General features: G+C 65.6%; 22 protein-coding genes. 11 read left to right on the top strand and 11 right to left on the bottom strand.

What is annotated here, in order from left to right; translation table 11 throughout:
* Positions 1-4 precede the first annotated feature (4 nt).
* Genes LWC34_RS40600 through LWC34_RS40590 form a run of 3 tightly spaced genes read right to left on the bottom strand, consistent with a single transcriptional unit; the run spans position 5 to position 3,161 of the window.
* On the bottom strand, positions 5-1,501 hold the full coding sequence (locus LWC34_RS40600) for an AMP-binding protein (RefSeq protein ID WP_233730510.1): 1,497 nt from the start codon (positions 1,499-1,501) through the stop codon (positions 5-7).
* Between the two features lie 51 nt (positions 1,502-1,552).
* Positions 1,553-2,359: a metallophosphoesterase gene (locus LWC34_RS40595; RefSeq protein ID WP_233730509.1), complete on the bottom strand. Its 807-nt coding sequence runs from the start codon at positions 2,357-2,359 to the stop codon at positions 1,553-1,555.
* 22 nt (positions 2,360-2,381) lie between these two features.
* Positions 2,382-3,161 carry an HAD-IIA family hydrolase gene (locus LWC34_RS40590; RefSeq protein ID WP_233730508.1) on the bottom strand — a complete coding sequence of 260 codons (780 nt, stop codon included), beginning with the start codon at positions 3,159-3,161 and terminating at the stop codon, positions 2,382-2,384.
* 114 nt (positions 3,162-3,275) lie between these two features.
* On the opposite strand from LWC34_RS40590, the gene LWC34_RS40585 reads away from it, so the two are divergent.
* From LWC34_RS40585 to LWC34_RS58295, 3 genes are read left to right on the top strand one after another with little or no spacing between them, the layout of a single operon-like run.
* Entirely contained in the window at positions 3,276-3,494 is a 219-nt protein-coding gene (locus LWC34_RS40585) for a hypothetical protein (RefSeq protein WP_233730507.1), read from the top strand.
* Positions 3,495-3,540: 46 nt separating this feature from the next.
* The gene (locus LWC34_RS40580) at positions 3,541-5,157 is read left to right on the top strand and encodes an AMP-binding protein (protein ID WP_233730506.1); all 1,617 of its coding nucleotides are present in this window, start codon (positions 3,541-3,543) and stop codon (positions 5,155-5,157) included.
* Positions 5,158-5,203: 46 nt separating this feature from the next.
* Entirely contained in the window at positions 5,204-6,169 is a 966-nt protein-coding gene (locus tag LWC34_RS58295; protein ID WP_233730505.1) for a Gfo/Idh/MocA family protein, read from the top strand.
* Here LWC34_RS58295 and LWC34_RS40570 read toward each other — a convergent pair.
* The 3 genes from LWC34_RS40570 to LWC34_RS40560 all read right to left on the bottom strand — a co-directional run bounded on the left by LWC34_RS40570 (position 6,156) and on the right by LWC34_RS40560 (position 9,100).
* Positions 6,156-7,397 (bottom strand): Nramp family divalent metal transporter, encoded by a 1,242-nt coding sequence (locus tag LWC34_RS40570; RefSeq protein WP_233730504.1) that lies wholly within the window; start codon positions 7,395-7,397, stop codon positions 6,156-6,158. The two genes, LWC34_RS58295 and LWC34_RS40570, sit on opposite strands and share 14 nt — an antisense overlap.
* Positions 7,398-7,547: 150 nt before the next feature.
* A complete protein-coding gene (locus tag LWC34_RS40565) occupies positions 7,548-8,504 on the bottom strand; it encodes a R2-like ligand-binding oxidase (protein WP_233730503.1) in 957 nt (318 codons plus the stop codon).
* Entirely contained in the window at positions 8,501-9,100 is a 600-nt protein-coding gene (locus tag LWC34_RS40560; protein ID WP_233730502.1) for a TetR/AcrR family transcriptional regulator, read from the bottom strand. The genes LWC34_RS40565 and LWC34_RS40560 overlap by 4 nt, the downstream gene beginning before the upstream one ends.
* 83 nt (positions 9,101-9,183) lie before the next feature.
* Between LWC34_RS40560 and LWC34_RS40555 the strand changes: the two genes are divergently transcribed.
* Positions 9,184-9,795 carry an HAD family hydrolase gene (locus LWC34_RS40555; protein WP_233730501.1) on the top strand — a complete coding sequence of 204 codons (612 nt, stop codon included), beginning with the start codon at positions 9,184-9,186 and terminating at the stop codon, positions 9,793-9,795.
* Here LWC34_RS40555 and LWC34_RS40550 read toward each other — a convergent pair.
* On the bottom strand, positions 9,773-9,958 hold the full coding sequence (locus LWC34_RS40550; RefSeq protein WP_233730500.1) for a hypothetical protein: 186 nt from the start codon (positions 9,956-9,958) through the stop codon (positions 9,773-9,775). The two genes, LWC34_RS40555 and LWC34_RS40550, sit on opposite strands and share 23 nt — an antisense overlap.
* Before the next feature lie 145 nt (positions 9,959-10,103).
* On the opposite strand from LWC34_RS40550, the gene LWC34_RS40545 reads away from it, so the two are divergent.
* Entirely contained in the window at positions 10,104-10,490 is a 387-nt protein-coding gene (locus LWC34_RS40545) for a cold-shock protein (RefSeq protein ID WP_233730499.1), read from the top strand.
* A gap of 4 nt (positions 10,491-10,494) precedes the next feature.
* Here LWC34_RS40545 and LWC34_RS40540 read toward each other — a convergent pair whose 3' ends face one another.
* Genes LWC34_RS40540 through LWC34_RS40530 form a run of 3 tightly spaced genes read right to left on the bottom strand, consistent with a single transcriptional unit; the run spans position 10,495 to position 13,494 of the window.
* On the bottom strand, positions 10,495-10,950 hold the full coding sequence (locus tag LWC34_RS40540) for a DUF2771 family protein (protein ID WP_233730498.1): 456 nt from the start codon (positions 10,948-10,950) through the stop codon (positions 10,495-10,497).
* Positions 10,951-10,959: 9 nt separating this feature from the next.
* Entirely contained in the window at positions 10,960-12,672 is a 1,713-nt protein-coding gene (locus LWC34_RS40535; protein ID WP_233730497.1) for an MFS transporter, read from the bottom strand.
* 45 nt (positions 12,673-12,717) lie between these two features.
* Positions 12,718-13,494 carry a glutaminyl-peptide cyclotransferase gene (locus tag LWC34_RS40530; protein ID WP_372496723.1) on the bottom strand — a complete coding sequence of 259 codons (777 nt, stop codon included), beginning with the start codon at positions 13,492-13,494 and terminating at the stop codon, positions 12,718-12,720.
* 37 nt (positions 13,495-13,531) lie between these two features.
* Here LWC34_RS40530 and LWC34_RS40525 point away from each other — a divergent pair, with 37 nt between their 5' ends.
* Entirely contained in the window at positions 13,532-14,281 is a 750-nt protein-coding gene (locus LWC34_RS40525) for a DUF3027 domain-containing protein (protein ID WP_233730496.1), read from the top strand.
* The gene (locus tag LWC34_RS40520; RefSeq protein ID WP_233730495.1) at positions 14,278-17,124 is read left to right on the top strand and encodes a sacsin N-terminal ATP-binding-like domain-containing protein; all 2,847 of its coding nucleotides are present in this window, start codon (positions 14,278-14,280) and stop codon (positions 17,122-17,124) included. The genes LWC34_RS40525 and LWC34_RS40520 overlap by 4 nt, the downstream gene beginning before the upstream one ends.
* Before the next feature lie 234 nt (positions 17,125-17,358).
* Here LWC34_RS40520 and LWC34_RS40515 read toward each other — a convergent pair whose 3' ends face one another.
* Positions 17,359-17,625, bottom strand: coding sequence for a DUF2530 domain-containing protein (locus LWC34_RS40515; protein WP_233730494.1), 267 nt, complete (start codon positions 17,623-17,625; stop codon positions 17,359-17,361).
* An 18-nt stretch (positions 17,626-17,643) separates the two neighbouring features.
* Between LWC34_RS40515 and LWC34_RS40510 the strand changes: the two genes are divergently transcribed.
* From LWC34_RS40510 to LWC34_RS40495, 4 genes are read left to right on the top strand one after another with little or no spacing between them, the layout of a single operon-like run.
* Positions 17,644-19,104 carry an NCS2 family permease gene (locus LWC34_RS40510; protein ID WP_233730493.1) on the top strand — a complete coding sequence of 487 codons (1,461 nt, stop codon included), beginning with the start codon at positions 17,644-17,646 and terminating at the stop codon, positions 19,102-19,104.
* 49 nt (positions 19,105-19,153) lie between these two features.
* On the top strand, positions 19,154-19,585 hold the full coding sequence (locus LWC34_RS40505; protein ID WP_233730492.1) for a MarR family winged helix-turn-helix transcriptional regulator: 432 nt from the start codon (positions 19,154-19,156) through the stop codon (positions 19,583-19,585).
* Positions 19,586-19,589: 4 nt separating this feature from the next.
* Positions 19,590-20,957: an MFS transporter gene (locus LWC34_RS40500; protein ID WP_308200205.1), complete on the top strand. Its 1,368-nt coding sequence runs from the start codon at positions 19,590-19,592 to the stop codon at positions 20,955-20,957.
* Positions 20,914-21,903: a hypothetical protein gene (locus LWC34_RS40495; protein ID WP_233730491.1), complete on the top strand. Its 990-nt coding sequence runs from the start codon at positions 20,914-20,916 to the stop codon at positions 21,901-21,903. Before LWC34_RS40500 ends, LWC34_RS40495 begins: the two co-directional genes overlap by 44 nt.
* Positions 21,904-21,955: the final 52 nt, after the last annotated feature.

Genomic DNA, 21,955 nt, shown 5'->3' with positions numbered 1-21,955 from the left:
GCCGTCAGCCCGGAATTTGGCCATCCATGACTGGGGCGGCCGCAGCGTGAATATCGAGTTCACGGGCCAACGCGTCCTTTCGCACTTTGCCCAACGCGTTGCGTGGCAAGGCGGCCACCAGTTCGAGGCGGCTGGGCCAGTACCACTCCGTCATACCTAGCGCGGCGAGGTGATCCCGCAGCTCAGCCAGGGTAGGCGCCGGATCGGCAGCGACCACGAACGCGGCCGGGAGCTGCCCGCCGGACCCATCCGGGTAGCCGACCATGGCCACTTCCTCGACCCCGGGATGCTCAAGCAGCGCCGACTCCACATCGGCGACAGGGATCATCCCGGGCCCGCCGATCCGTTCGGCGATCCGGCCGACGATCTTGATTCCGCCTCGCCCATCCCATTCGGCCAGGTCACCGGTGTCGTACCAGTCATCGATCACGCTCAGCTCGCCAGAATCCCGGCTGAGCGTGGCCAAACAGACCCCGGCGCCACGGATGAACAGCCGTCCATCCCGGATGTCCAGCTCGTCACCGTCGATCGGCCTGCCGACGCTGTGCCGGATCCAGTCATCCGGATCATCCGGCCGGATGAACGTGCCCGCCGCCTCGGTCATCGCCCACGCCGTGCCCAGCCGAACGCCCAGTACCGCCCGGACGTCGGTGATCAACTGAGCGGGAGCCGGTGTTCCGGTCGCCGTGACGTATCGCAGGTTCGGCAGCTTCGGGGCCTCGGCGACCAGGCCGGTCAGGAAGAACGGAGCCGCGACCACACCGGTGACGTCCACTTCGGACAGGAAGCGCGCGACCGGACCGGGAGCCCAGACATCCGTGAGGAGCGCGCACGTCCCGTCGAGAACAGGCCGGATAAGAAGAGTGCCGATCGCACCCGCATGGGTGAGGGTGTGCGGCATGTACGTGCGGTTGTCGGGAGTCGATGGAGTGACGCCTGCGGCGTAGACCTGATAGGCACCCCACGTGTTCAAGGTGTGCAGGGCGGCCTTGGGCTCACCGGTCGTTCCTGACGTGAACATGACCAGGCTGACCCGGTCGGGATCGGCTGATGTGTCTTCAAGGGCCAGCGAGTACGGGCTGCTCTCGAAAGCCTCGGTGTCCGTGACGAACACCGACGGCTCCACCCGCTGCAGCATCCGTTCCAGCTCACGTGACCGGATGCTCGGCATGATCGGAGCCACGGTCGCGCCCACATGGAAACCCGCCAGCAGCAACACGGGAAGCTGCCACACGTTGGGCAGCTGAAGAGCGACGACATCACCCGGACCGACGCCCAGCTCCCGCAACGCACCCGCGAACTGCTCCACCCGCTGGGCGTATTCGCGGTAGGTCAGCCGCGTGGTGACGCCCTCATCGACCTGGCGGGCGATGATCGCGAGCCCGTCGGGCCGCTCGGCACGCCAGCGCGCGAGGTCGTGGATCAGGGTTTCGTCCCGCCACACGCCTTGCTCGCGAAACTTGATCATCGACGATTGCGGCGGCCGCACGGAGAAGTCCACGAATGCAAACGTATGCACGAGCTCGGCCGGGCCGCATTCGAATGGCAGAAACTAGTCCTCAGGCGTGTACGGCAGCGGCACGACCAGGCAAGGCCCGCCGACGAACAACCCGCCGTCGATCCCGAGCACCTTGCCGCCCGCGTATTCGTAGGGCGCCTCGACCTGAGCGGGCAGAATGCCCAGCTGATCGGCGATGACGCTGTGGCCGTGCACGACCTGCTTGCCGCCGAGGATGTCCAGGAATTGCTCAGCCACCTCCGCGCCCTGCGGGCCGCGGAAGGAGTACCTGGTCGTCATCCGCCGCCAGCATTCCCACCAGTCGCCGAGGTCGTCGGATTTGAGCAGGTCACGGACCGCGTCGTTGATCTTCTCGATCGTCTCGCCCCACTGCAGGTACTCGATCGTGTCCGAGTGCATCAGCAGGTGCTCTTCGGCGAGGGTCAGCACCGATCGCGTGGTCAGCCACTCCAGGTGCGCCTCGGTCAGCCCCTCCTGGTCGTCTTCCATACCGCCGTTGATTTCCCAGCTGCGCGCGAAACTGCGTGGCCCGAAGTCCGACGGCACGTCCGTATCGCCGAATCTGTGCATGCCGAGCAGCAGGATCTCGTGGTTGCCGAGCAGGCTGTCGACCATCCCGCCAGCCTCTGGCGCCTGCTCGTACAGCCGCATCACCAGGTCGATCACGCCGATGCCGTCCGGCCCCCGGTCGACGAAGTCGCCGAGAAACCACAGATGGGTGTCGCCACCGGACCAGTTCGCGTCGTCGTCGACCAGGCCGTTGGCTCGCAAGGCCCCCTCGAGTTCGGCGCGATGCCCGTGCACGTCCCCGATCACATAGGTCCGTCGCTCATCCCGCACAAAGGAGACGATACGAGCCTGTCTAATCGAACGGACTCAAGGTCCGCCCAATCAGGTCCGCGATGGAGTTGATCATCCTGGTCGGCCGGTACGGGAACTGCTCGGCGGTGTGCTCGTTCGAGATCCCGGTCATCACCAGAATGGTGGCGAGACCTGCCTCGAGACCGGCCCGGACATCGGTGTCCATCCGGTCGCCGATCATCAGCGTGTTCTCCGAGTGCGCGCCGAGTGAGCGCAGCGCCGAACGCATCATCAGCGGGTTCGGCTTGCCGACGAAGTACGGCTTGAACCCGGTCGCCCGTTCGATCAACGCGGCCACGGCACCGGTCGCGGGCAGCGAGCCTTCGCGGGACGGGCCGGTCGCGTCCGGGTTGGTCGCGATGAACTTGGCGCCTTCTTCGACGAGCCGGATCGCGCGCGTGATCGCGGTGAAGCTGTACGTCCTGGTCTCGCCGAGGACGACGTAGTCGGGGTCGCGGTCGGTCAGCACGTAGCCGATCTCGTGCAACGCCGTGGTCAGCCCGGCTTCGCCGATCACGAATGCCGAACCGCCGGGTCGCTGCGAGTCCAGGAATTTCGCTGTGGCGAGCGCCGAGGTCCAGATGGATGTTTCGGGAACGTCAAGACCTGTCCGAAGTAGCCGCGCTCTCAGGTCGCGTGGCGTAAAAATGGAATTGTTGGTCAGCACATGGAACCGGATGTCGTTGGCACGCAGTTCAGCGAGGAACTCGTCCACCCTGGGAACCAGGTGTTCCTCATGGACGAGCACGCCGTCCATGTCCATCAGATAGTTCCAGGTCATGGGGACATGATCGCAGTGTTGCGTAAGAAACGTACTTTCGGCCGTCTTGTTGGGCTTGACCGCCCATCCGGCGGACGATATCAATGGCGACTGGAGTAACGGCGAGGAGTTGAGTTGGGTCGCAGGCACAAGCCGAGTCGCTGGCCGGTCAACTGGACCGTCGTCGGCGTTGCCGCTGTGCTCACTCTGATTGTCGGTGTGGTCATCGCTTTCCTGGCCAAAGACGACAGGCGCGGCGGAATCGTGGTGCCAGCGCCGTCGGCGCCACCTGCGCTGATCAAGTCGACCGGGCCGGAACCGGCGGTGGGTGCGTCGATCTTGCCAGGGCGGTAGCACAGCGTTCTAAGGTGAGATGGACCACATCGTTGGGAGGCTCACCGTGTCTGTTCCTAGCTACGCGTCGGGCACATCGACTGTTCCGTTGCTCGGGGACACCATTGGGGACAACTTCGACCGGACTGTCGCCGCGTTCGCGGACCGGGACGCGCTCGTTGAACGTGCTTCAGCTCGCCGCTGGACCTATCGGGAGTTGTCGGACGAGATCACGGCAGTCGCCCTCGGTCTGCTGGCGCGTGGCGTGCGGAAAGGCGACAGAGTGGGAATCTGGTCGCCCAACTGTGCCGAGTGGACGTTCGTGCAGTACGCGACGGCCAAGATCGGCGCGATCCTCGTCAACATCAACCCGGCGTACCGGGTGCACGAGCTGTCCTATGTGCTCAACCAGTCCGGAATCAGGACACTGGTTTCCGCGGCTTCCTTCAAGACGTCCGACTACGCGGCGATGATCTCTGAGGCCAGGCCGAACTGTCCCGCGCTGCAAGATGTGGTGCTGCTGGACAGTCCAGAGTGGACGGCTCTGGTCGATGCCGGGCGAGCGGCGGATCCGGCCGTGTTGGCCGAGATCCAGCTGTCGCCGGATGATCCGATCAACATCCAGTACACGTCCGGCACCACAGGTTTCCCCAAGGGCGCGACACTCTCGCACCACAACATCCTGAACAACGGATTCCTGGTCGGCGAGGGCTGCGGCTACACCTCGGAAGACAAGGTGTGCATCCCGGTTCCGTTTTATCACTGCTTTGGGATGGTGATGGGAAATCTGGCGTGCACGTCCCACGGCGCGTGCATGGTCATCCCGGCGCCGTCGTTCCAGCCTGCCGAGACACTCGCCGCGGCCGCCGAGGAGAAGTGCACGTCTTTGTACGGCGTGCCAACGATGTTCATCGCGATGCTGGCCGATCCCGGCTTCGACTCGTACGACCTGTCGAGTCTCAGGACCGGGATCATGGCTGGCTCGCCGTGCCCGGTCGAGGTGATGAAGCAGGTCATCGAGCGGATGGGGATGACCGAGGTGACGATCTGCTATGGCATGACCGAGACGTCACCGGTTTCCACGCAGACGACGGCTGAGGACTCTGTGGACCGTCGAGTGTCCACAGTGGGCAGAGTGCATCCGCACCTTGAAGTCAAGATCGTCGACCCGGAGACGGGATTGACCGTGCCGCGCGGAACTCCCGGCGAGTTCTGCACCCGTGGCTACTCGGTGATGCTCGGCTACTGGGAAGAGCCGGACAAGACCGCGGAAGCCGTCGACGCGGCACGCTGGATGCACACCGGCGACCTCGCGGTGATGGACGACGAGGGATATCTGAGCATCACCGGCCGGATCAAGGACATGGTGATTCGTGGCGGTGAGAACATCTATCCCCGCGAGATCGAGGAATTCCTGTATACGCACCCGGATGTCCTTGACGCGCAAGTCATCGGTGTTCCCGACGAACGGTTCGGCGAGGAACTGATGGCGTGGGTCCGGATGCGTGAAGGCGCGAATCCGTTGACCGCGGAAGCGTTGAAGGAATTCTGTGCTGGCAAACTCGCGCACTACAAGGTGCCGAGGTATGTGCACGTGGTTGACGAATTCCCGATGACGGTGACCGGGAAGGTCCGGAAAGTGCAGATGAGGGAAGAAGCAAAGGAGATTCTTGGCCTGGCCTGAAGGCAAGGCGGATTCCGCGTCTGGCCGATAAGGCTATGGTGGATGTGTGACCAAATGGGGAGTGGTGGCCACCGGCCGGATCGCGGATGTCGTGACCTCCGATATGGCACTGGTGCCGGACGCCGACGTCATCGCGGTTTCCTCGAGAAGCACCCCCAAAGCCGAAGAATTCGCCAAAAGGCACGGCATCCCACGCTTCTACGGCGACTACCACGACATGCTCGCCGACCCGGGCATCGAAGTCGTCTACGTCGCCACCCCGCACAGCAGTCACTACATCGTCGCCCGTAACGCGTTGCTCGCAGGCAAAGCCGTACTGTGCGAGAAGCCGATCACGGTCAGCCTGAAGGACGCCGAACGACTGGTCGAGCTTGCCCGCAAACACAACGTCTTCCTGATGGAAGCGATGTGGACCCGGTTCAACCCGTTGATCAAGCGGATTCGGGCATTGGTCGCGGATGGCGCGATCGGGGCGATTCGGAGTGTGCACGCGGACTTCGGCGCGTTCGCCCCGCACGATCCCACGCACCGGCTGTGGGATCCGGCCGCGGGCGGTGGATCGCTGCTTGACCTCGGCGTATATCCAGTTTCGTTCGCCCACATGCTGCTCGGCGAGCCGAAAAGCATTGCCACACACGGAACCTTGATCGACGGGGTGGACGCCGAGGCCGCGCTTCTGCTGCGCTACAAGAACGGCGTCTTCGCGCAGCTGTCGTCATCGCTGTTGGGGCACTACCCGATCGCTGCGACCGTAGTCGGTACCGAAGGCCGGATCGAGCTGCCGTCGAAGTTCTACCGGCCGACCGAGTTCTCCGTGGTCCGGCCGGGCGAGGACGACGAAAAGCACGAACTGGAACTAGTCGGCCATGGCTACCAGTACCAGATCGCCGAGGTGGTCAAACGCGTGCAGGCTGGCGAGATCGAGAGCCCGGACATGCCGCACGAGGAAACCCTCGCGGTCATGCGGACTCTCGACGAAGCCCTCGACAAACTCGGCGTCAGCTACCCGTGACGGTCAGCCAGACCAACGCCAGGTTCAGTGCGATCACCAATGCGGCGATCACCCAAGCCAGGCCGGTGGTGACCTTGTGGTTGACGTTTCCGCCCATCAACCCGCGTGAGGAAGTCAGCCGTACCAACGGGATCAGCGCGAACGGGATCCCGAACGACAGTACAACCTGAGAGATCACCAGTGCCCACGACGGATCCACGTTGAACGCCAGCAACACAATTGCGGGAATCAGCGTGAGCAAACGCCGCAGCAGCAACGGAATCTTGCGCCGCAGCAACCCGCCCATCACGACCGCCCCGGCGTAACATCCGACCGAAGTCGACGCCAAACCTGAAGCCAGCAGACCGATGGCGAACAGCAGCGCGATCCCGTAACCGAGGTGCTGGCCGATGGCCTGGTGCACACCGGAAAGCGTGTCCACGCCTTCGATCCCGGACAGCGCGCTCGCCGCCAGCAACAACATCGCCAGGTTCACGGCACCCGCGAAAACCATTGCCACGCCGACGTCATAGCGCGTCGCATTGAGCAAACGGCCGAGCGCGGGCCCAGACTGCAAACCATGCCGGTCACGGGCGAGCGCCGAGTGCAGGTACACCGCGTGCGGCATCACTGTCGCGCCAAGCATTCCGGCCGCGAGCAGGACGCTCTCCGAACCGGCGAACTGCGGCAGCAAACCGCTGACCACACCGGACCCGGACGGCGGCGAAACGAAAAGACCGGCCGCGAAGCCAATCGCGATGATCAGCAGAAGTCCGGTGATCACACGTTCGAACGGTCGCTGCCCAGCCTTGTCCTGCACCAGAAGCAGGGCCGTCGACACGACACCGGTGATCAGTCCACCGACAAGCAACGGCAAGTCGAACAAAAGGTTCAACGCGATCGCCCCGCCGAGCACCTCGGCGAGGTCGGTCGCCATGGCCACGACCTCTGCCTGCGCCCAGTAGCCAAGCCGGGTCGGAGTGGACAGCCGGTCACGGACGGCCTCAGGCAGCGACAGCCCCGTGACCAACCCGAGTTTGGCGGACAGATACTGCACGAGACCGGCCATTACGTTGGCCGCGACGACAACCCAGACCAGCAGGTAACCGAACTGGGCACCGGCCGCGGTGTTCGTGGCGACGTTGCCGGGGTCCACATAGGCGATCGCGGCAACGAAGGCCGGCCCGAGTAAGGCGGCGCTGGTTCGGAATCGGACGATTCGGGGCTTGATGGCACTGGCTAGCGACAACGGACCTCCCACGACGAACCGGCCGGGTGCAAGGCTACGGCAAATCACTTGCAATAGGCGGCCGGTGTGAGCCGCTCGGCTTTCCCGGCGAATCCAGGATTCCCGCCAGCGGGAAACCTTGCCGTCGAGAAGTCGAGCCACTGTGGCCGCCTACTCAGGGCTTCCTATCTCTGCGAAGACCTTCGCGTCCTCCTCGCCGAACTGGTCCTCCAGCACCTCGGGTGAGTAGTCCAGGTCGATCTGCGCGACCGGCGTGCCACGGGCCGACGAGATGGCTCCGAGCCGACGCTGGGCGCGGTCACCAGCGTATTCGACATACTCCTGTGGATCGGATTCAAAGGGCCGAGGTTCTTCGAATTGCTCTCCGACCCACTGGATCATGTTCAACGCGATGGGCAGCAGCTCGCCCATCCGCTGGAGCACGGCATCGAACAGCGAGTCGTCCGCGGCCACATGCCTGCGGCAGGTGAACGTGCCCCATGCCATGTGCCTGCGCTCGTCGTCGCCGATCCGCCGGACCAGCTCCTGCATACCCGGCAGGATGCCGCGACCCGTGCAGATCTTCTGCCACGCGTAGTAGCCGGTCAGGGCAAGCGTTCCCTCGATCACGTGGTTGTACGTGACCGAGGCGCGAATCTGGTTGAGCGGGCTGGGATCGGACGCCAGCACGACCAGCGAGCCGGGCAGTTCCTCGTAGAAAAGCTTGCGGTAGTGGGGGTTTTCCGCGACGAAGGGATGCAGGTCCTCAGTCAGCCCGACCGCGTCCATCCAGCGCCGGAACACTTCGGTGTGTTTGGCTTCCTCGAAGCAGAACTGGGTGAGGTACATCTCGTCGGAGATCCGGCCCTCGGCCGCCATCGCCTTCATGAACGGCTGGATGTCCTCGGTCACCGCTTCTTCGCCCGCGATGAACTGCGCGCACAGGTACGTCGCCGACCGGCGTTCCTCGTCGGTCAACGTTTCCCAGTCCGCGCGGTCCTTGCTGAAGTCGATGTCCGCCGGGTTCCAGAACTTGGCGTTGCCCTTGACGAACAGCCGCAAGGGGAACGAGTTCCAGTTCAACCCGCCCTTGCGCAAAGAGGCGAATCCGCTGCGCAGCTCAGTCATGGCACTCTCCTTTGAGCTTCGACTGCGGGCAGGATCACCGCGCAGACGGCGTCGGCGGCTTCGCTGGGCGTGCCGCCAGGCAACATCATGTGACTGACCGCGAGTCGCACGATCGTCTCGGCGATCACGGCGGTCGGTTCCGGCGCCAGCGACGGAACCCGTTCGGCCAGATTGCGACTGGCCTGCTCAATGGCTGGCCGGAAGATCGGTTCGGCACGGGTGGTCAGCAACGGCAACAGATCTTCGGCCTGCGCGCCGCCCAGAACCGAGGCGACAAGCCGGTTTTCCCTGCCGTGCCGCACGGTGTACTCGACCATCGCGTGCAGGCCGGTGGCCAGGTCGTTGGTCGCGCGCCAGCGTTCCTCGCTGCCGTTGAGGAACTCCGAGACAGTCCGTAACGCGACCGCGTCCACCAACGTGGCCTTGCTGCCGAATTCGTTGTAGACGGTTTGCCTGCTCACCCCGGCACTCGCGGCCACGTCGACCATGCGCAGACCCGCGAAACCGTGCTCGGCCAGCAGTTCCGCCGCCGCGTCGAGCAGCGTTTCGCGTAACGACATCCGCACGCGTTCGGAGAACGGTGTGACCTCGGTCATAGTCCGAGTGTTGACACGATGCCCGATTGTGTCAACCACTTGTACTCGGTTGAGGGATTCGTAAAGTCACCTAGGGTGATGGGGTGACCCTGACCGTTGGCTTCGACCTGGACATGACCCTGATCGACGCCCGCGCGGGCATCGTCAAAGCGATGGCGTTGCTGGCCGCGGAGACCGGACTCGACGTCGACGGCGAGTACATCGCCGCGAACATGGGGCCGCCACTGCGTGACATGTTCCAGACCATCGGCATCCCCGAGGACCGGATCGATCCCTCCGTCGCGCGGTTCCGGGCGACCTACCCGGAGATCGTGATCCCGGTGACAGTGCCGATGCCCGGCGCCGAGGCCGCGCTCGACGCGGTCAAGGCCGCAGGCGGGCAGACGATGATCGTCACGGCGAAGCACCAACGCAACGCCGAGCTGCACATCGAAGCTCTCGGCTGGGACATCGACCGCCTGATCGGCGACCTGTGGTCGGCGGGCAAGGCCGACGCGCTGAAGATGTACGGCGCCAGCGTGTACGTCGGAGATCACATCGGGGACATGAAAGGCGCGGCCGCGGCGGGCGCGCTCGCGGTCGGTGTCGCGACCGGGCCCTGTGACGAGGCCACGCTGATCGAGGCAGGCGCGGATGTCGTACTGCCCAGCCTGCTTGAGTTTCCGGCCTGGTTCAGCGGCGCCGGACGACGCTGAAAATCCCCAGCCCCAAGCCGATCGGCAGCAGCATCGCCGCGACGTACAGCCACACCGACGGGTCTGTGGTGCCGGCGGCGTAGAGCACGAAGACCGCGATGATCGCGAGCAGCCCGATGGCGAACATCACCATGGCTGCTGGCAGAAGGTTGAACTTGGGCACGGCTGCAGACTATGCGCTACGCCGCAACGTCGGTTTGGCATAGGCTAGACCGACGCGTCCTGGGCGTGCCCGGGGCGCGTTAGTCGTGCGGAGGAGAGGGTGGAGCCGCACGGCTGATGCTGACGACGAGGGAACGGTGAGAGCTGTGCCGACCGGACGGGTCAAGTGGTACGACTCGGAGAAGGGCTTCGGGTTCGTCACGCAGGACGGCGGGGAGGACGTGTACGTCCGTGCCTCCGCGCTGCCCCCTGGCGTGACGGGACTCAAGGCGGGCCAACGCATTGAGTTCGGGGTGGCCGACGGCCGCCGTGGCCCGCAGGCGCTTTCGGTGCGGTTGATCGACCCGATGCCCTCGGTCGCCGAGGCGACCCGCAGGCCGGCCGAGGAGCTGCACGGACTCGTCGAGGACATGATCAAGCTGCTGGAATCCAAGGTGCAGCCGGACCTGCGCCGCGGCCGTTATCCGGATCGCCGGGCCACCAAGCGAATCGCCGAAGTCGTCCGCGCCGTAGCCCGCGAGCTCGACCCGTAAACCTTCACGGTGAGACGGTGAGGGCCCAGCTGCCGTCGGCGCGGTAGTAGAGCTCCTGGTTGGTGTCCAGCCCCATTTCGCCGATGCGCTGGACTTCGACGTGCATCAGCTGGTCGCCCGCGGTCGGGGTGCGCAGCGTGTACGCGTACGTCCCTCCTGAACGGAACAGGGACGAGCGCGCCTTCTGCACGCTGCCATCCGCCGCGCGGTACCGGAACACGACCACCCATGGCGCGTCAGCGATCTGCTTGGGCACGGAGATGTTCAGCGGCATGCCACCGGGGACGGCCAGCGAGCCCGTCGGCTTGCACTCCTCGAGTGCCACGTCACACACGGGCGACGGCCCGATGTTGACGGTTTCCCCGTCGGCGAAGAACGTGACCTCGGGGTCGTGTGGCGCGGCGCATCCGGCGAGCAGCAGACCGCCCGCCAGCAGCGACGCGATTGCGAATCGGCGCACGGGGTGAGACTACGTGGGTTCGGTACCTGTCCGGCGCGCCGGGGTCGCCCGGCGAACCACGTTGAGCAGGGAATTCCCCTTCGTTGCCAGTATCGTCTGGGCCAGTCCGAGCCCGAGGATCACCGAGATCACCAGGAAGCCGACCCAGAACGTGGTCGGCAGCAACACTCCCAGCGCGCCGCCGAACACCCAGCCGAGCTGCAGCACGGTTTCCGACCGGCCGAACGCCGACGCCCGTGACTCCTCCGGCAGGTCGTGCTGGATCACCGCGTCGAGGCTGTTTTTCGCCAGTGCCGCGGCCGTCGCCGCGATCAGGCCGACGATCGCCATGGTGCCGATGCCGGGCAGGATCGTGGCGACCACAGTCGCGGTGACACATGCGACCACGCAGCCGAGCACCATCTGATCAGGCCGGTTGACCAGCAGTCGAGTACCGATCGCGTTGCCGCCGAAACTGCCGATACCGGCGGCGGCCGCGATGATGCCGAGCAGCAGCAGTTGCTGGAACGCTTGGCCTTCGGTCTCCGCGCGGATCGCGAACGCCGAGAACATCATCAGGAAGCCGGTCAGCACCTTGACGGTTCCGTTGGCCCACAACGAGATCACCACGTGTCGGCCCATCGGCTGACGTTTCGGTCTGGTCGGCGTCGCCGACAGTGTCGCCGGGACCTCGCCTTCGGTCACCTCGACCCACGCCGGGATCCGCATGCCCTGCACCGCACCGACGACACAGATCACGGCGGTGAACCACAACGCGCCTTCTGAGTCGAACATCTGCGTCAGGCCTGCGGCGATACCGCCGAACACCATTCCCGCGACCAGACCGAACGTCGTCAGCCGGGCATTGGTTTTGGACAGCGTGATCTCAGGCGGCAGGACCCTCGGCGTGACCGCCGCCTTGAGGACCGTGAACGACTTGGACAGCACCATCTTGCCGAGCGCGGCCGGGTACAGCAGCCACGAGTCGAAGTTGGTCGCCATCACGATGCACATCAACGCCTGGCCAGCGGAGGCGACGCACATCGCCAGCCTGCGGCCACGCTGGATCTTGTCGAGCGCCGGGCCGATCACGGGCGCGACCAACGCGAACGGCGCCACAGTGATCAGCAGGTACAGCGCGATTTTGCCCTTGCTGCTGTCCGCGCTCGCGGCCGCGAAGAACAGTGTGTTCGCCAGCGCGACGGCCATTGCCGCGTCGCTGGCGTAGTTGAGCATCGTCGCGTACGTCAGCGACGTGAGACCGGATTTGTCGGCGCCATCGGCGTTCGCGGCTCGTTTGAACGCGCCGACTGCTTGTTGCGTCAGTTGCTTGCTGCGCAACGCAGCCACGCGCGTGACGGTCAGCTTCTTCGGCGCCTGAGGGAGACCACCGCGCGGCAACGTCGCGGCCTCCGAGGCGTGCTGCGCCTCGGGTTGCTGCGGAGGTGGCGGTGGCTGTCGGGGCGGCTCGGTCTCGTAGTAGTCGTACGGGCCTGTATGGCCGGTACGAGGCGCCGGGTAGCCGTCGGGGCCGTATCTGGTCGACGGCGGAGGCAGCGGCTGCTCACGACGAATTGGCGCGGTCTGACGGTGTTCCTCAGGAACCGGCGGCGGCTGACGACGTGGGGGCGGCGGTGGCTGCTCGCCGAACTGCTGCGGCTGGCGCGCAGTCCACTTGCGGCCTTTGGACCGGCCCTTGGCAGGCCGATCCCCGCCTTGGTCGTCAGAGCCGGAACGAAGCACCCTTCCATCCTGCCGTAAAGCCACAGCGGCCACACAGGGAGATAGCTAGGACGCCGTGACGAATTTCACCCGGAACAGCTTCGGCCACAACTTGCCCGTGACCAGGAACTCGTCCGTTCCGGGGACAGCCGCGATCCCATTGAGTACGTCCGTGCCCGCGCGCTCGTCCGGGCTCAGCAGTCCGGCCAGGTCAATGGACGCGGTGACGTTCCCTGAGGCTGGATCGATTCGCACGACCGTGTCGGTCTGCCACACGTTCGCGTACACCCCGTTCGCGGTGCACTCCAGCTCGTTCAACTGGGTGACCGGGTCGCTGCCCGAACGCACGCGCACCTCGCCGATGGGCTCGAACGTGTTCGGGTCACGGAAGGTCAGTTTGTCCGAGCCGTCGCTCATCACCAGCCGCTGCCCGTCGCGGCACAGGCCCCAGCCTTCGCCGGTGTACGGCACCCGCTTGACCTCGGCCAGCGTCTCCTTGTCGCGCTGGATCGCGACGCCGTCCTGCCACGTCAGCTGCCAGATCGTGGACCCGGAAACGGTCACGCCCTCGCCGAACATGGGGGATGGCAGATCAACCTTCTTCTCCACGCGCGCGGTCGGCAGGTCGACCTCTCGCACGCTGGACTGGCCCTCAAGGCCGGTGCCCTCGTACAACCGGTCGCCGTCCAGTTCAAGCCCCTGCGTGTACGCCGTCGGGTCGTGCGGGAAGACCGCGACCACTTCGGCCCGTAACTTCGCGGGCGTGGACGGCCCAGTTGGAGCGGACTCGGCGTCGCACGAAGCGACCAATACGCAGGCCGCGACAACAAGGAGCACCTTCACGCCGGAAGGGTGACACACGTGGTGCACAATCTTCGTGATGAGCACGACGCCCGCACCAGAACTCGCCCTTGACGGCGCGGTTGAGCATGCACGCGCTGCCGCCCGCGAAGAAGCCGGCGACGAGGTCGGCGCGCACGTGGGTGTGCAGCCCGAAGACGAGGCCGCGGTCACGCACCTCTTCGAGGCTGACAAGCCCGGCTACCGCGGCTGGCACTGGGCCGTCACGGTGGCCAACGCCGGTCCCGGAACCGCGGTGACCGTCAGTGAGGTCGTGCTCGTACCCGGCCCCGACGCGCTCGTCGCGCCCGCGTGGGTGCCGTGGCAGCAGCGGGTGCAGGCGGGTGATCTCGGTGTCGGCGATCTTTTGCCGACTTCTCCTGACGACCCCCGGCTCGTGCCCGCGTACGTCCAGTCCGACGACGAAGCCGTCGAAGAGGTCGCCCGCGAGATCGGCCTCGGCCGGGTCCGCGTGATGTCCCGCCCGGCTCGCCTCGACGCGGCGGACCGCTGGCAGGGCGGTGAATTCGGGCCCCGCTCGGACATGGCCCGCAGCGCGCCGGAACACTGCGGCACGTGCGGCTTCTACCTGCAGGTCGCCGGGTCTTTGAAGGCCGCGTTCGGCGTCTGCGGCAACGAGATCTCCCCGGCGGACGGGCACGTCGTGCACGTCCAGTACGGCTGCGGCGCCCATTCGGAGCTGCAGATCGACCAGGGATCACCGGTTCTCGTCGCCGATCTGATCTACGACGACTCTTTGCTTGACGTCGAGCGGGCTCCGGTCGAGTGAACGACCCGTTTGGTACCCAGCGCCTGCGCGAGGCGGTGCTGGCGGCTTGGAGTGCCTCGCCAACGCGGTTCCGTGAAGACGCGAACGCCGAAGAAGACCTGCGCTTAGGCGCCTACCGGGACAAGCTCCTCGTCGAGCTCGCCCAGAACGCGGCCGACGCGGCCGGTTTCGGTGGCAGCATCCGTCTATCCATTGTGGACAATGAGCTGCGCGCGGCCAACACGGGCGCGCCGCTCGACGCGGAAGGCGTTGCGGCGCTGGCTTCTCTGCGTGCGTCGGCAAAGCGGGACATCCTTGGCACGGTCGGCCAGTTCGGTGTGGGTTTCTCCGCCGTGCTGTCGGTGACTGACGAGCCTGAGGTGGTCTCGACCACGGGATCGGTCCGGTTCTCCGCGCAGCGAACCCGGGAGATCCCGGAGATCCAGAAGCACGTGGCCGCCAGGTCTGGCCAGGTGCCGGTGCTTCGAATGGTCTGGCCAACGGATTCCGTTGTGCCGGAAGGCTTTGACACCGAGGTACGGCTGCCGCTACGGCCGGACGTCGACCAGGCCGCGTTGCTCGAAGGCTTCCGTGAGCAGGCGCCGGACCTGTTGCTGGCATTACCCGGTTTAGCCTCGATCGAGGTCGACGGATCACGGTGGACCAGCACGGACTCTGGTGACACGGTCGTACTGACCGGGCCGGAGGGAACAACCCGGTGGATGCTGCGTCGGGCTTCGGGGAAGTTGTCCGACACAGCCGGTCTCGGGATGGAGACCAGTCCGGAGTGGATGGTCTGCTGGGCCGTCCCGGTGACCGATGCCGGTGTGCCGCAACCGTTGACCGAGGACGTGCTGCACGCGCCGACGCCAACGGATGAGCGGCTTTCGTTGCCAGCACGGCTGATCGCCAGCCTGCCGATCGAGGCTTCCCGCCGCCGTGTGATGTCATCGCCCGGTGTGTCCGAGGTGATGGCCGAGGCCGCGAAGTTGTATCCGTCTTTGGTCTTCGGGATCTCGGAGATGCACCGGACGGCTCTGGTTCCCGCGCCAGGGTTCCCACGGTCCGATGTGGATGCTCAGCTGCGTGAGCTGTTGATCGCCGAACTGCGTTCGCAGGCTTGGCTTCCCGGGGTCACAGAGTCCTTGAAGCCTGCTGTGGCACGGGTTCTTGAGATCCCGTCGGACTCGTTGGCTGATTTGCTTTCCGATGTTGTGCCCAATCTGGCTTCCGCGCAGCTGGCTCAGCCGGAACACGCGCATGCCCTGGCAGCGTTGGAAATCTCGCGCCTGCGGATCCCGGAGATCGTCGCGGCATTGACCGGTATCGACCAGGAACCCTCGTGGTGGCACCAGGTTTATGCGGCCATCGCGCCATTCGCTGAGAACGACTGCACGATCCGGGACAACCTCAGCGGCCTTCCCGTGCCGTTGGTCGACGGCCGCACATTGCCTGGGCCGCGTGGCACATTGCTCGCCGACGAGCCGGAGTTTCTGTCCGATTTGGACGTTCCTGGCTTGCGTCTCGTCCATCCGGAAGCCGCGCATCCGTTGCTGGAACGCCTTGGGGCGCGGCACGCGGGTGCTTCGGAACTTCTGGATGCCTTGCAGGAGGCCGTTGAGCGCAGTGTTGCCGATGCTTCGGCTGGCTTGATCGTCTCGGGTTTGGCGCACGCGGTGCTTGGCTTGGTTGGTCAGGCGGGTGGTCGGCCTTGGCTGAAGTCGTTGGCACTGCCCGATTCCGATGGTGACTGGCGTGCCGCGGACGAATTGGCCTTGCCAGGATCCCGTTTCCTCGCGGTCCTCGACCCGGAATCGCCACTTGGCTTGCTGGATCCCGAGTTCGCGGAACGCTGGTCCGCTGATGTGCTGTCGGCCGTTGGAGTCCTGACCGGCTTCGCCGTGATCGTGGACGAGGAACCGATCGGCCCGGAGCACGACCTCGCGGACGAGGACGAATGGTGGTCCTTCGGCACCGAGGAGCCGAAACGAGTCGTGGCCGTCCGTGACCTCGACCTGGTCGCCGACGACAAATGGCCGGACGCCCTTCGCCTGCTCGCCCTCGAACCCGCGACCTGGCAAGCATTGCGCGAACCCGGCGGCTACACAGCCTGGTGGATCTCCCGCTACGCCTTGCTCGAAGGCCGCGCACCCCGCTTCTGGCGTACGGCTTCGGCCCACGATCTCGTCGGTCTGTACGACCCGCTTCCTTTGGAGCTGGGCGACGAACTCGCGGCGGCTGCCGGGGTCCGTACCCACTTGGAAATCAAGGACGCGTCGGACGCCTCGGACCTGCTGGACCGCCTCGGCGATGCTGCTCGGACTGTCGCGCATGGGGTTTCCTTACGCGCCCACGCAGCTCTGGCCGGGTCTGTCGATGTGTCGTTGGTCGACGCCCCGGACCATGTGCGGGTCTTGTCCGGCGAAGCTGTGGACGCGGAGGACTGCGTGGTCCTCGACGCCCCATGGCTGCTGGCCGTGCTGCCACCCGACCGCGTCGTGGCCGCACTGGACGACGATGCCGCCGAACCGTTGGCCGAGCTCCTGGATCTGCCGCTGGCCTCGGAATCCGCGGGTGACGTGACCGGCGGCGAGCTTGTCCCGTGGGCCGAACTCGGCGCGGTGGTCGTTGCCGCCGAGCTGCTGGGTTTCGAGCTGCCGCTTGAAGGCGTGATCGTGCACGACGAGCTCACCGCCAACGGCAAACGGGTGCACTGGTGGGTCGACCGGCAGAACCGCGTGCACTGCGAGGACACGCCCGACGGCCTGGCCCGAGCATTGGCCTGGGCCTCGGACCACTGGATCGATCGCCACGTGATCCACGCGATCCTCGACGACCCCGACCCCCGGACAGTCCTGGCCTAACCCCACCCGCGCCCAACCCTCGGCCGTGTCCACCGTTCCTGAAGCGCGTGTCCACCGTTCCGACACACCGAAATACACATTGCGGCACACCGAGTTGCGCGGTCGGGCGCTCGGCAGGGAATTTCATAGTGCTGGAACGGTGGACACGGTGTGCTGGAACGGTGGACACGGTGTGCTGGAACGGTGGACACGGTGTGCCGGAACGGTGGACACGCCCGGGCGGTGCCGTCGGGTTTAGATTCCCTGTTGGGCGGTCTTTGAGCCTTTACGGGCGGCTGAGCGCTGCCAGGTCATGATGGCCATGCCGATTCCGCCGAGCACGATGCCCGTGAACGCGGTCCAGGCAAGGACGCTCGGACCAGTGAAGATGGCGACGATCAGGACCCCGAGCCAGGCGATGTTGCCGACGATGACGATCCGCCACAGATCCACCAGCCGCGCCGGGGGTGGCGGGGGCGGCGGAAGTGATTTTCCGGTTTCGGGTTCCTCTGTGGACGCCACGTGATGCAGGCTACCCGCATGGCCGACACCACCAGCCGCCGCGGCGCGCTCGACCGCTTCTTCAAGATCACCGAGCGTGGCTCGACCGCCGGACGCGAGATCAGGGGCGGGCTGGTCACGTTCGTCACGATGGCGTACATCGTCGTGCTGAATCCGCTGATCATCGGCAGTTTCGCGGCCGAGGGACCGTCCGCGCACCGCGATGTCCTCGGCGACATCCTGCCGGTCAGCCAGGTCGCCGCCGTCACGGCTTTGGTCGCGGGCGTGATGACCATCCTGTTCGGCGTGATCGCGAACTACCCGTTCGCCCTGGCAACTGGTCTGGGGATCAACAGCTTTGTCGCGGTCACGCTTGCGCCACAGATGACTTGGGCCGAAGCGATGGGCCTCGTTGTGCTGAACGGCCTCATCGTGATGGTGCTCGTGTTGACGGGCGTGCGGACGGCGGTGTTCAACGCCGTGCCACAGCCGTTGAAAGCCGCGATCGCGGTGGGGATCGGTCTGTTCATCACATTGATCGGCCTGGTCGATGCCGGGTTCGTCCGCAGGATTCCGGACGCGGCCAACACAACGGTCCCGGTCGGTCTTGGGATCTCGGGGTCGATCGCGTCGTTGCCCACGTTCCTGTTCATCGTGGGCCTGCTTGTCACGGGCATCTTGGTCGTCAAACGGGTGAAAGGCGCCATCCTGATCGGCGTCTTGTTCTCCACCGTCCTTGCCATCGTGCTTGAGGCGATCGTCAAGGCCGGGCCGTCGCAGGGCGTGAACCCGAAGGGCTGGAACCTCGGCTATCCGGCCATGCCTGAGCAAGCGATTGGTCTGCCGGACCTGTCGTTGCTCGGCGAGTTCTCGTTCGGCGCGTGGAGCCGGGTGCCCGCTTTGACGGTCGTCCTGCTGCTGTTCACGTTGATTCTCACCGACTTCTTCGACTCGGTCGGCACGATGACCGGTCTTGGCAAGGAAGCGGGCATGATCGGCAAGGACGGGCAGCTGCCCGGCGTCGGCAAGGCGCTGTTCGTGGATTCTCTCGGCGCGGTCGCTGGTGGTGCCGCGTCCAGCAGTTCGAACACCGTCTACATCGAATCGGCGTCGGGTATCGCCGAAGGCGCACGGACTGGGCTTGCCAACGTGGTCACGGGCTTGCTGTTCATCGCCGCGATGTTCCTCACGCCGCTGTACCAGGTCATCCCGGTCGAGGCCGCGGCTCCGGCGCTGGTGATAGTCGGTGTGCTGATGATGGCGCAGATCAAGGAGATCGACTTCACCGACTTCACGATCGCGCTGCCCGCGTTCCTGACCATCGTGGTCATGCCGTTCACCTATTCGATCGCCAACGGCATCGGCGCCGGGTTCATCAGCTACGTGGTCCTGAAGATCGTGTCCGGCCGGGCGAAGACGGTCCACCCGCTGCTCTGGGTGGTCGCGGCCGCGTTCGTCGCGTACTTCGCGGTTGGACCGATTCAGGGCGCAATTGGGTGACTCTGAGTTATGTAGGGCAGCTCGCTAATTCATAAGGTATGCTAAGTATGTGTCCGGTCCCGCCGATGAGCACTCGCTGACCAGCCGACTCCGGCTGTCGGTGATGCGTCTCAACCGCAGGCTCCGGGCACAACGGACAAATGCGTCCGTCACGTTGAGCCAGATCTCCGCGCTGTCCAGCCTGCACAAGTGCGGCTCGATGACGCCGGGTGAGCTGGCCGCGCGCGAAGGCGTACAGCCGCCCTCGATGACGAGGGTGATCGCCGCACTCGAGGACCTCGGCTACATCAGCAAACGGTCCCATCCGAGTGACGGCAGGCAAGTGATCGTCGAGCTGACCGAACAGGGGCTCGGCTACATCGAGGCCGACGTGGCCGCGCGCGAGGCGTGGCTGGACGCACGACTGTCCGAATTGGACGAATCCGAGCGGGAGCTGCTCTCCCGCGCGGCCGAGATCATCGACAGGATGGCGGGGCAATAAAGAGGTGCTGACCGGCGCGGGTGGGACCCGAGGGAAGAAACCAACCAACCTCGACACAGACCTACCCCCACCGCCGGAGCAGCCGAAGCAAGGCACCTTCTCGTCCTTACGCATCCGCAATTACCGGCTGTTCTTCTCCGGCCAGGTCGTCAACAACATCGGCACCTGGATGAACCGGATCGCGCAGGACTGGCTCGTCTTCACCCTGACCGGCAACAACCCGGTCGCGCTCGGCATCGCGGCCGCGCTGCAGTTCGCGCCGACGCTCTTCCTTTCGCTGTACGGCGGCGTGCTGGCGGACCGTCTCGACAAACGCAAGCTCCTGATCGCCATGCAGAGCGGGATGGCCGCCTGTGCCGTGGTCCTTGGCGTGCTGGATGTCTCGGGCTGGGTTCAGGTTTGGCACGTGTACGTGCTGTGCTTCGTGTTCGGCTGCTTCACAGCGGTGGAAACCCCGGTGCGGCAGTCGTTCACCAGCGAGATGGTCGGCGTCGGTCTGGTCACCAACGCCCTCGCGCTGAACTCGTCGTCGTTCAACCTGGCTCGCGTGGTCGGCCCGGCGGTCGCCGGTGTGCTGATCATCTTGGTCGGTACCGGACCGGTGTTCCTGATCAACGCGGCGACCACGATGGCGGTGATCACGGGACTGCTGCTGATCCGGCCGTCCGAACTGCATCGCGGACCCGCCGTGGCGCGCGCCAAAGGCCAGTTGCGGGAAGCCTTGCGTTACGTCCGTGGCCGCGCGGACCTGGTGACTGTGCTGGTCTTGGTGTTCTGCGTGAGCACGTTCGGGATCACGTTCTTCACCACGCTGGCGATCATGGCGGCGAACGTCTTCCACAAGGAAGCCGATGGCTACGGCTTGCTTTCGACCATGCTCGCGGTCGGCACGCTCACCGGCGCGCTGCTGGCGGCGCGACGCAGTGTGCGTGGCAAACCGAAGCTGCGAATGGTGTTCGGCTCGGCGCTTGTGTTCGGTGTACTCGAAATTGCTGCGGGCATGATGCCGACGTACCTGGCTTTCGCGATCGCGTTGATCCCGGTCGGCGTCGTCGTCATGACGTTCATGAACACCGCGATCACGACCGTGCAACTGTCGGTCGAGCAAGAGATGCGCGGCCGGGTGATGGGCCTTTACATGCTGCTTTTCCTTGGTGGCAACCCGATCGCCGGTCTGCTGACCGGGTGGCTTGCCGACGAGTTCGGCGGCCGGTCGACGTTCTTCTTCGGTGGCACGGTTTCGGTCCTCGCCGCAGTGCTACTGGGCCTGGTCCTGCGCTGGCGGACTAGTCTGCCGGGAAAGCCATCGGCAGCGCAGGGGGAAGTTCGTGGGACTGTTCGGCAAGAAGAAAGCGCCACTGCCCAGACGTGAGGTCGTCTGGGGGCATTGCTACGACGACGATCTGCTCGACGCGGCAGAAGCCGAGTTGCTTGAAGGAAAGCTGAACGCCGCGGTCACGGTTCTCGTGGACAGCCGGGACAACGCGGAATCCCGGAGTCTTCGGCTGAGCAGGCTCGGACACCGGCTGGTCGGCAGCGCGGACGAGATCGCCGAACTCGCGGCGCGCCACCGTGACCCGGAACTGATGCTGCTCGCCGGGGATGCCTACATCGGTGAGGCGTGGGCGATCCGGGGCGGCGGCTGGGCGTCGTCGGTCGGCGAGGACCGGGCCAAGATGTTCCTCACGACCCTGGAAAAGGCTCGTGGCCCGCTGATGACGGCGGCGGAGATGCTGCCGGACGACGCCACCCCGTGGGCGCAGATGCTGACGATGGGCATGGGCCTCGGCCTTGACCGCTCAGAGCAGGACGCCATCTGGGCGGAGACGGTGAAACGCGCGCCGACGCTCTACCCGGCGCATTGGACGCGCCTGCAAGTCGTGGCTGAGAAGTGGTACGGCTCGCATGCGGAGATGTCCGACTTCGCGCTGTACACGGTGCAGAACGCCCCGGAAGGCGACCCGGTGACCGCGATACTGGTTGTCGCGTACTTCGAGGTGCTCATCCAGGCGAAAGTCCGGCGGGGCAGCAATCCTCTCGCGATGGGGCGTGAGATGTTCAAGAAGGTGAATTCGCAGCTCACGATCGCGTCGAACCGGTGGATGTTCGAGGAGCGGCCACACCCGCGAAAGTTCGAGGCGCACAACTACTTCGCGGCGGCGCTCAGCCTTGCCGGGAACGCGGACCTGGCGTTCGTGCATCTGTTCGGGATGAACGACATGCTGAGCAGCAGGCCGTGGGACATCTACGCGGACGACCCGGAGGAGGAGTACCAGCGGATGGTCCAGAAGTACTGGCCGCGGGAACTCACCAGATAGATGAGAGCCCCGGCCGGCGGGCCGGGGCTCTCTCTGTTCCCGAACTGACTGC

It is taken from the genome of Kibdelosporangium philippinense (assembly GCF_021390435.2).
Taxonomy (GTDB): Bacteria; Actinomycetota; Actinomycetes; order Mycobacteriales; family Pseudonocardiaceae; genus Kibdelosporangium; species Kibdelosporangium philippinense.
The sequence above is the reverse complement of the archived record's forward strand: the minus strand, read 5'-3'. Positions and strand labels throughout refer to the sequence as shown.

What these genes read in the sequence shown, in the direction of transcription:
- LWC34_RS40510 (WP_233730493.1), top strand. Translation starts at nt 17,644, where the DNA reads ATGGCCGACACCACCAGCCGCCGCGGCGCGCTCGACCGCTTCTTCAAG.
- LWC34_RS40560 (WP_233730502.1), bottom strand. Translation starts at nt 9,100, where the DNA reads ATGACCGAGGTCACACCGTTCTCCGAACGCGTGCGGATGTCGTTACGC.
- LWC34_RS40590 (WP_233730508.1), bottom strand. Translation starts at nt 3,161, where the DNA reads ATGACCTGGAACTATCTGATGGACATGGACGGCGTGCTCGTCCATGAG.
- LWC34_RS40565 (WP_233730503.1), bottom strand. Translation starts at nt 8,504, where the DNA reads ATGACTGAGCTGCGCAGCGGATTCGCCTCTTTGCGCAAGGGCGGGTTG.
- LWC34_RS40525 (WP_233730496.1), top strand. Translation starts at nt 13,532, where the DNA reads ATGAGCACGACGCCCGCACCAGAACTCGCCCTTGACGGCGCGGTTGAG.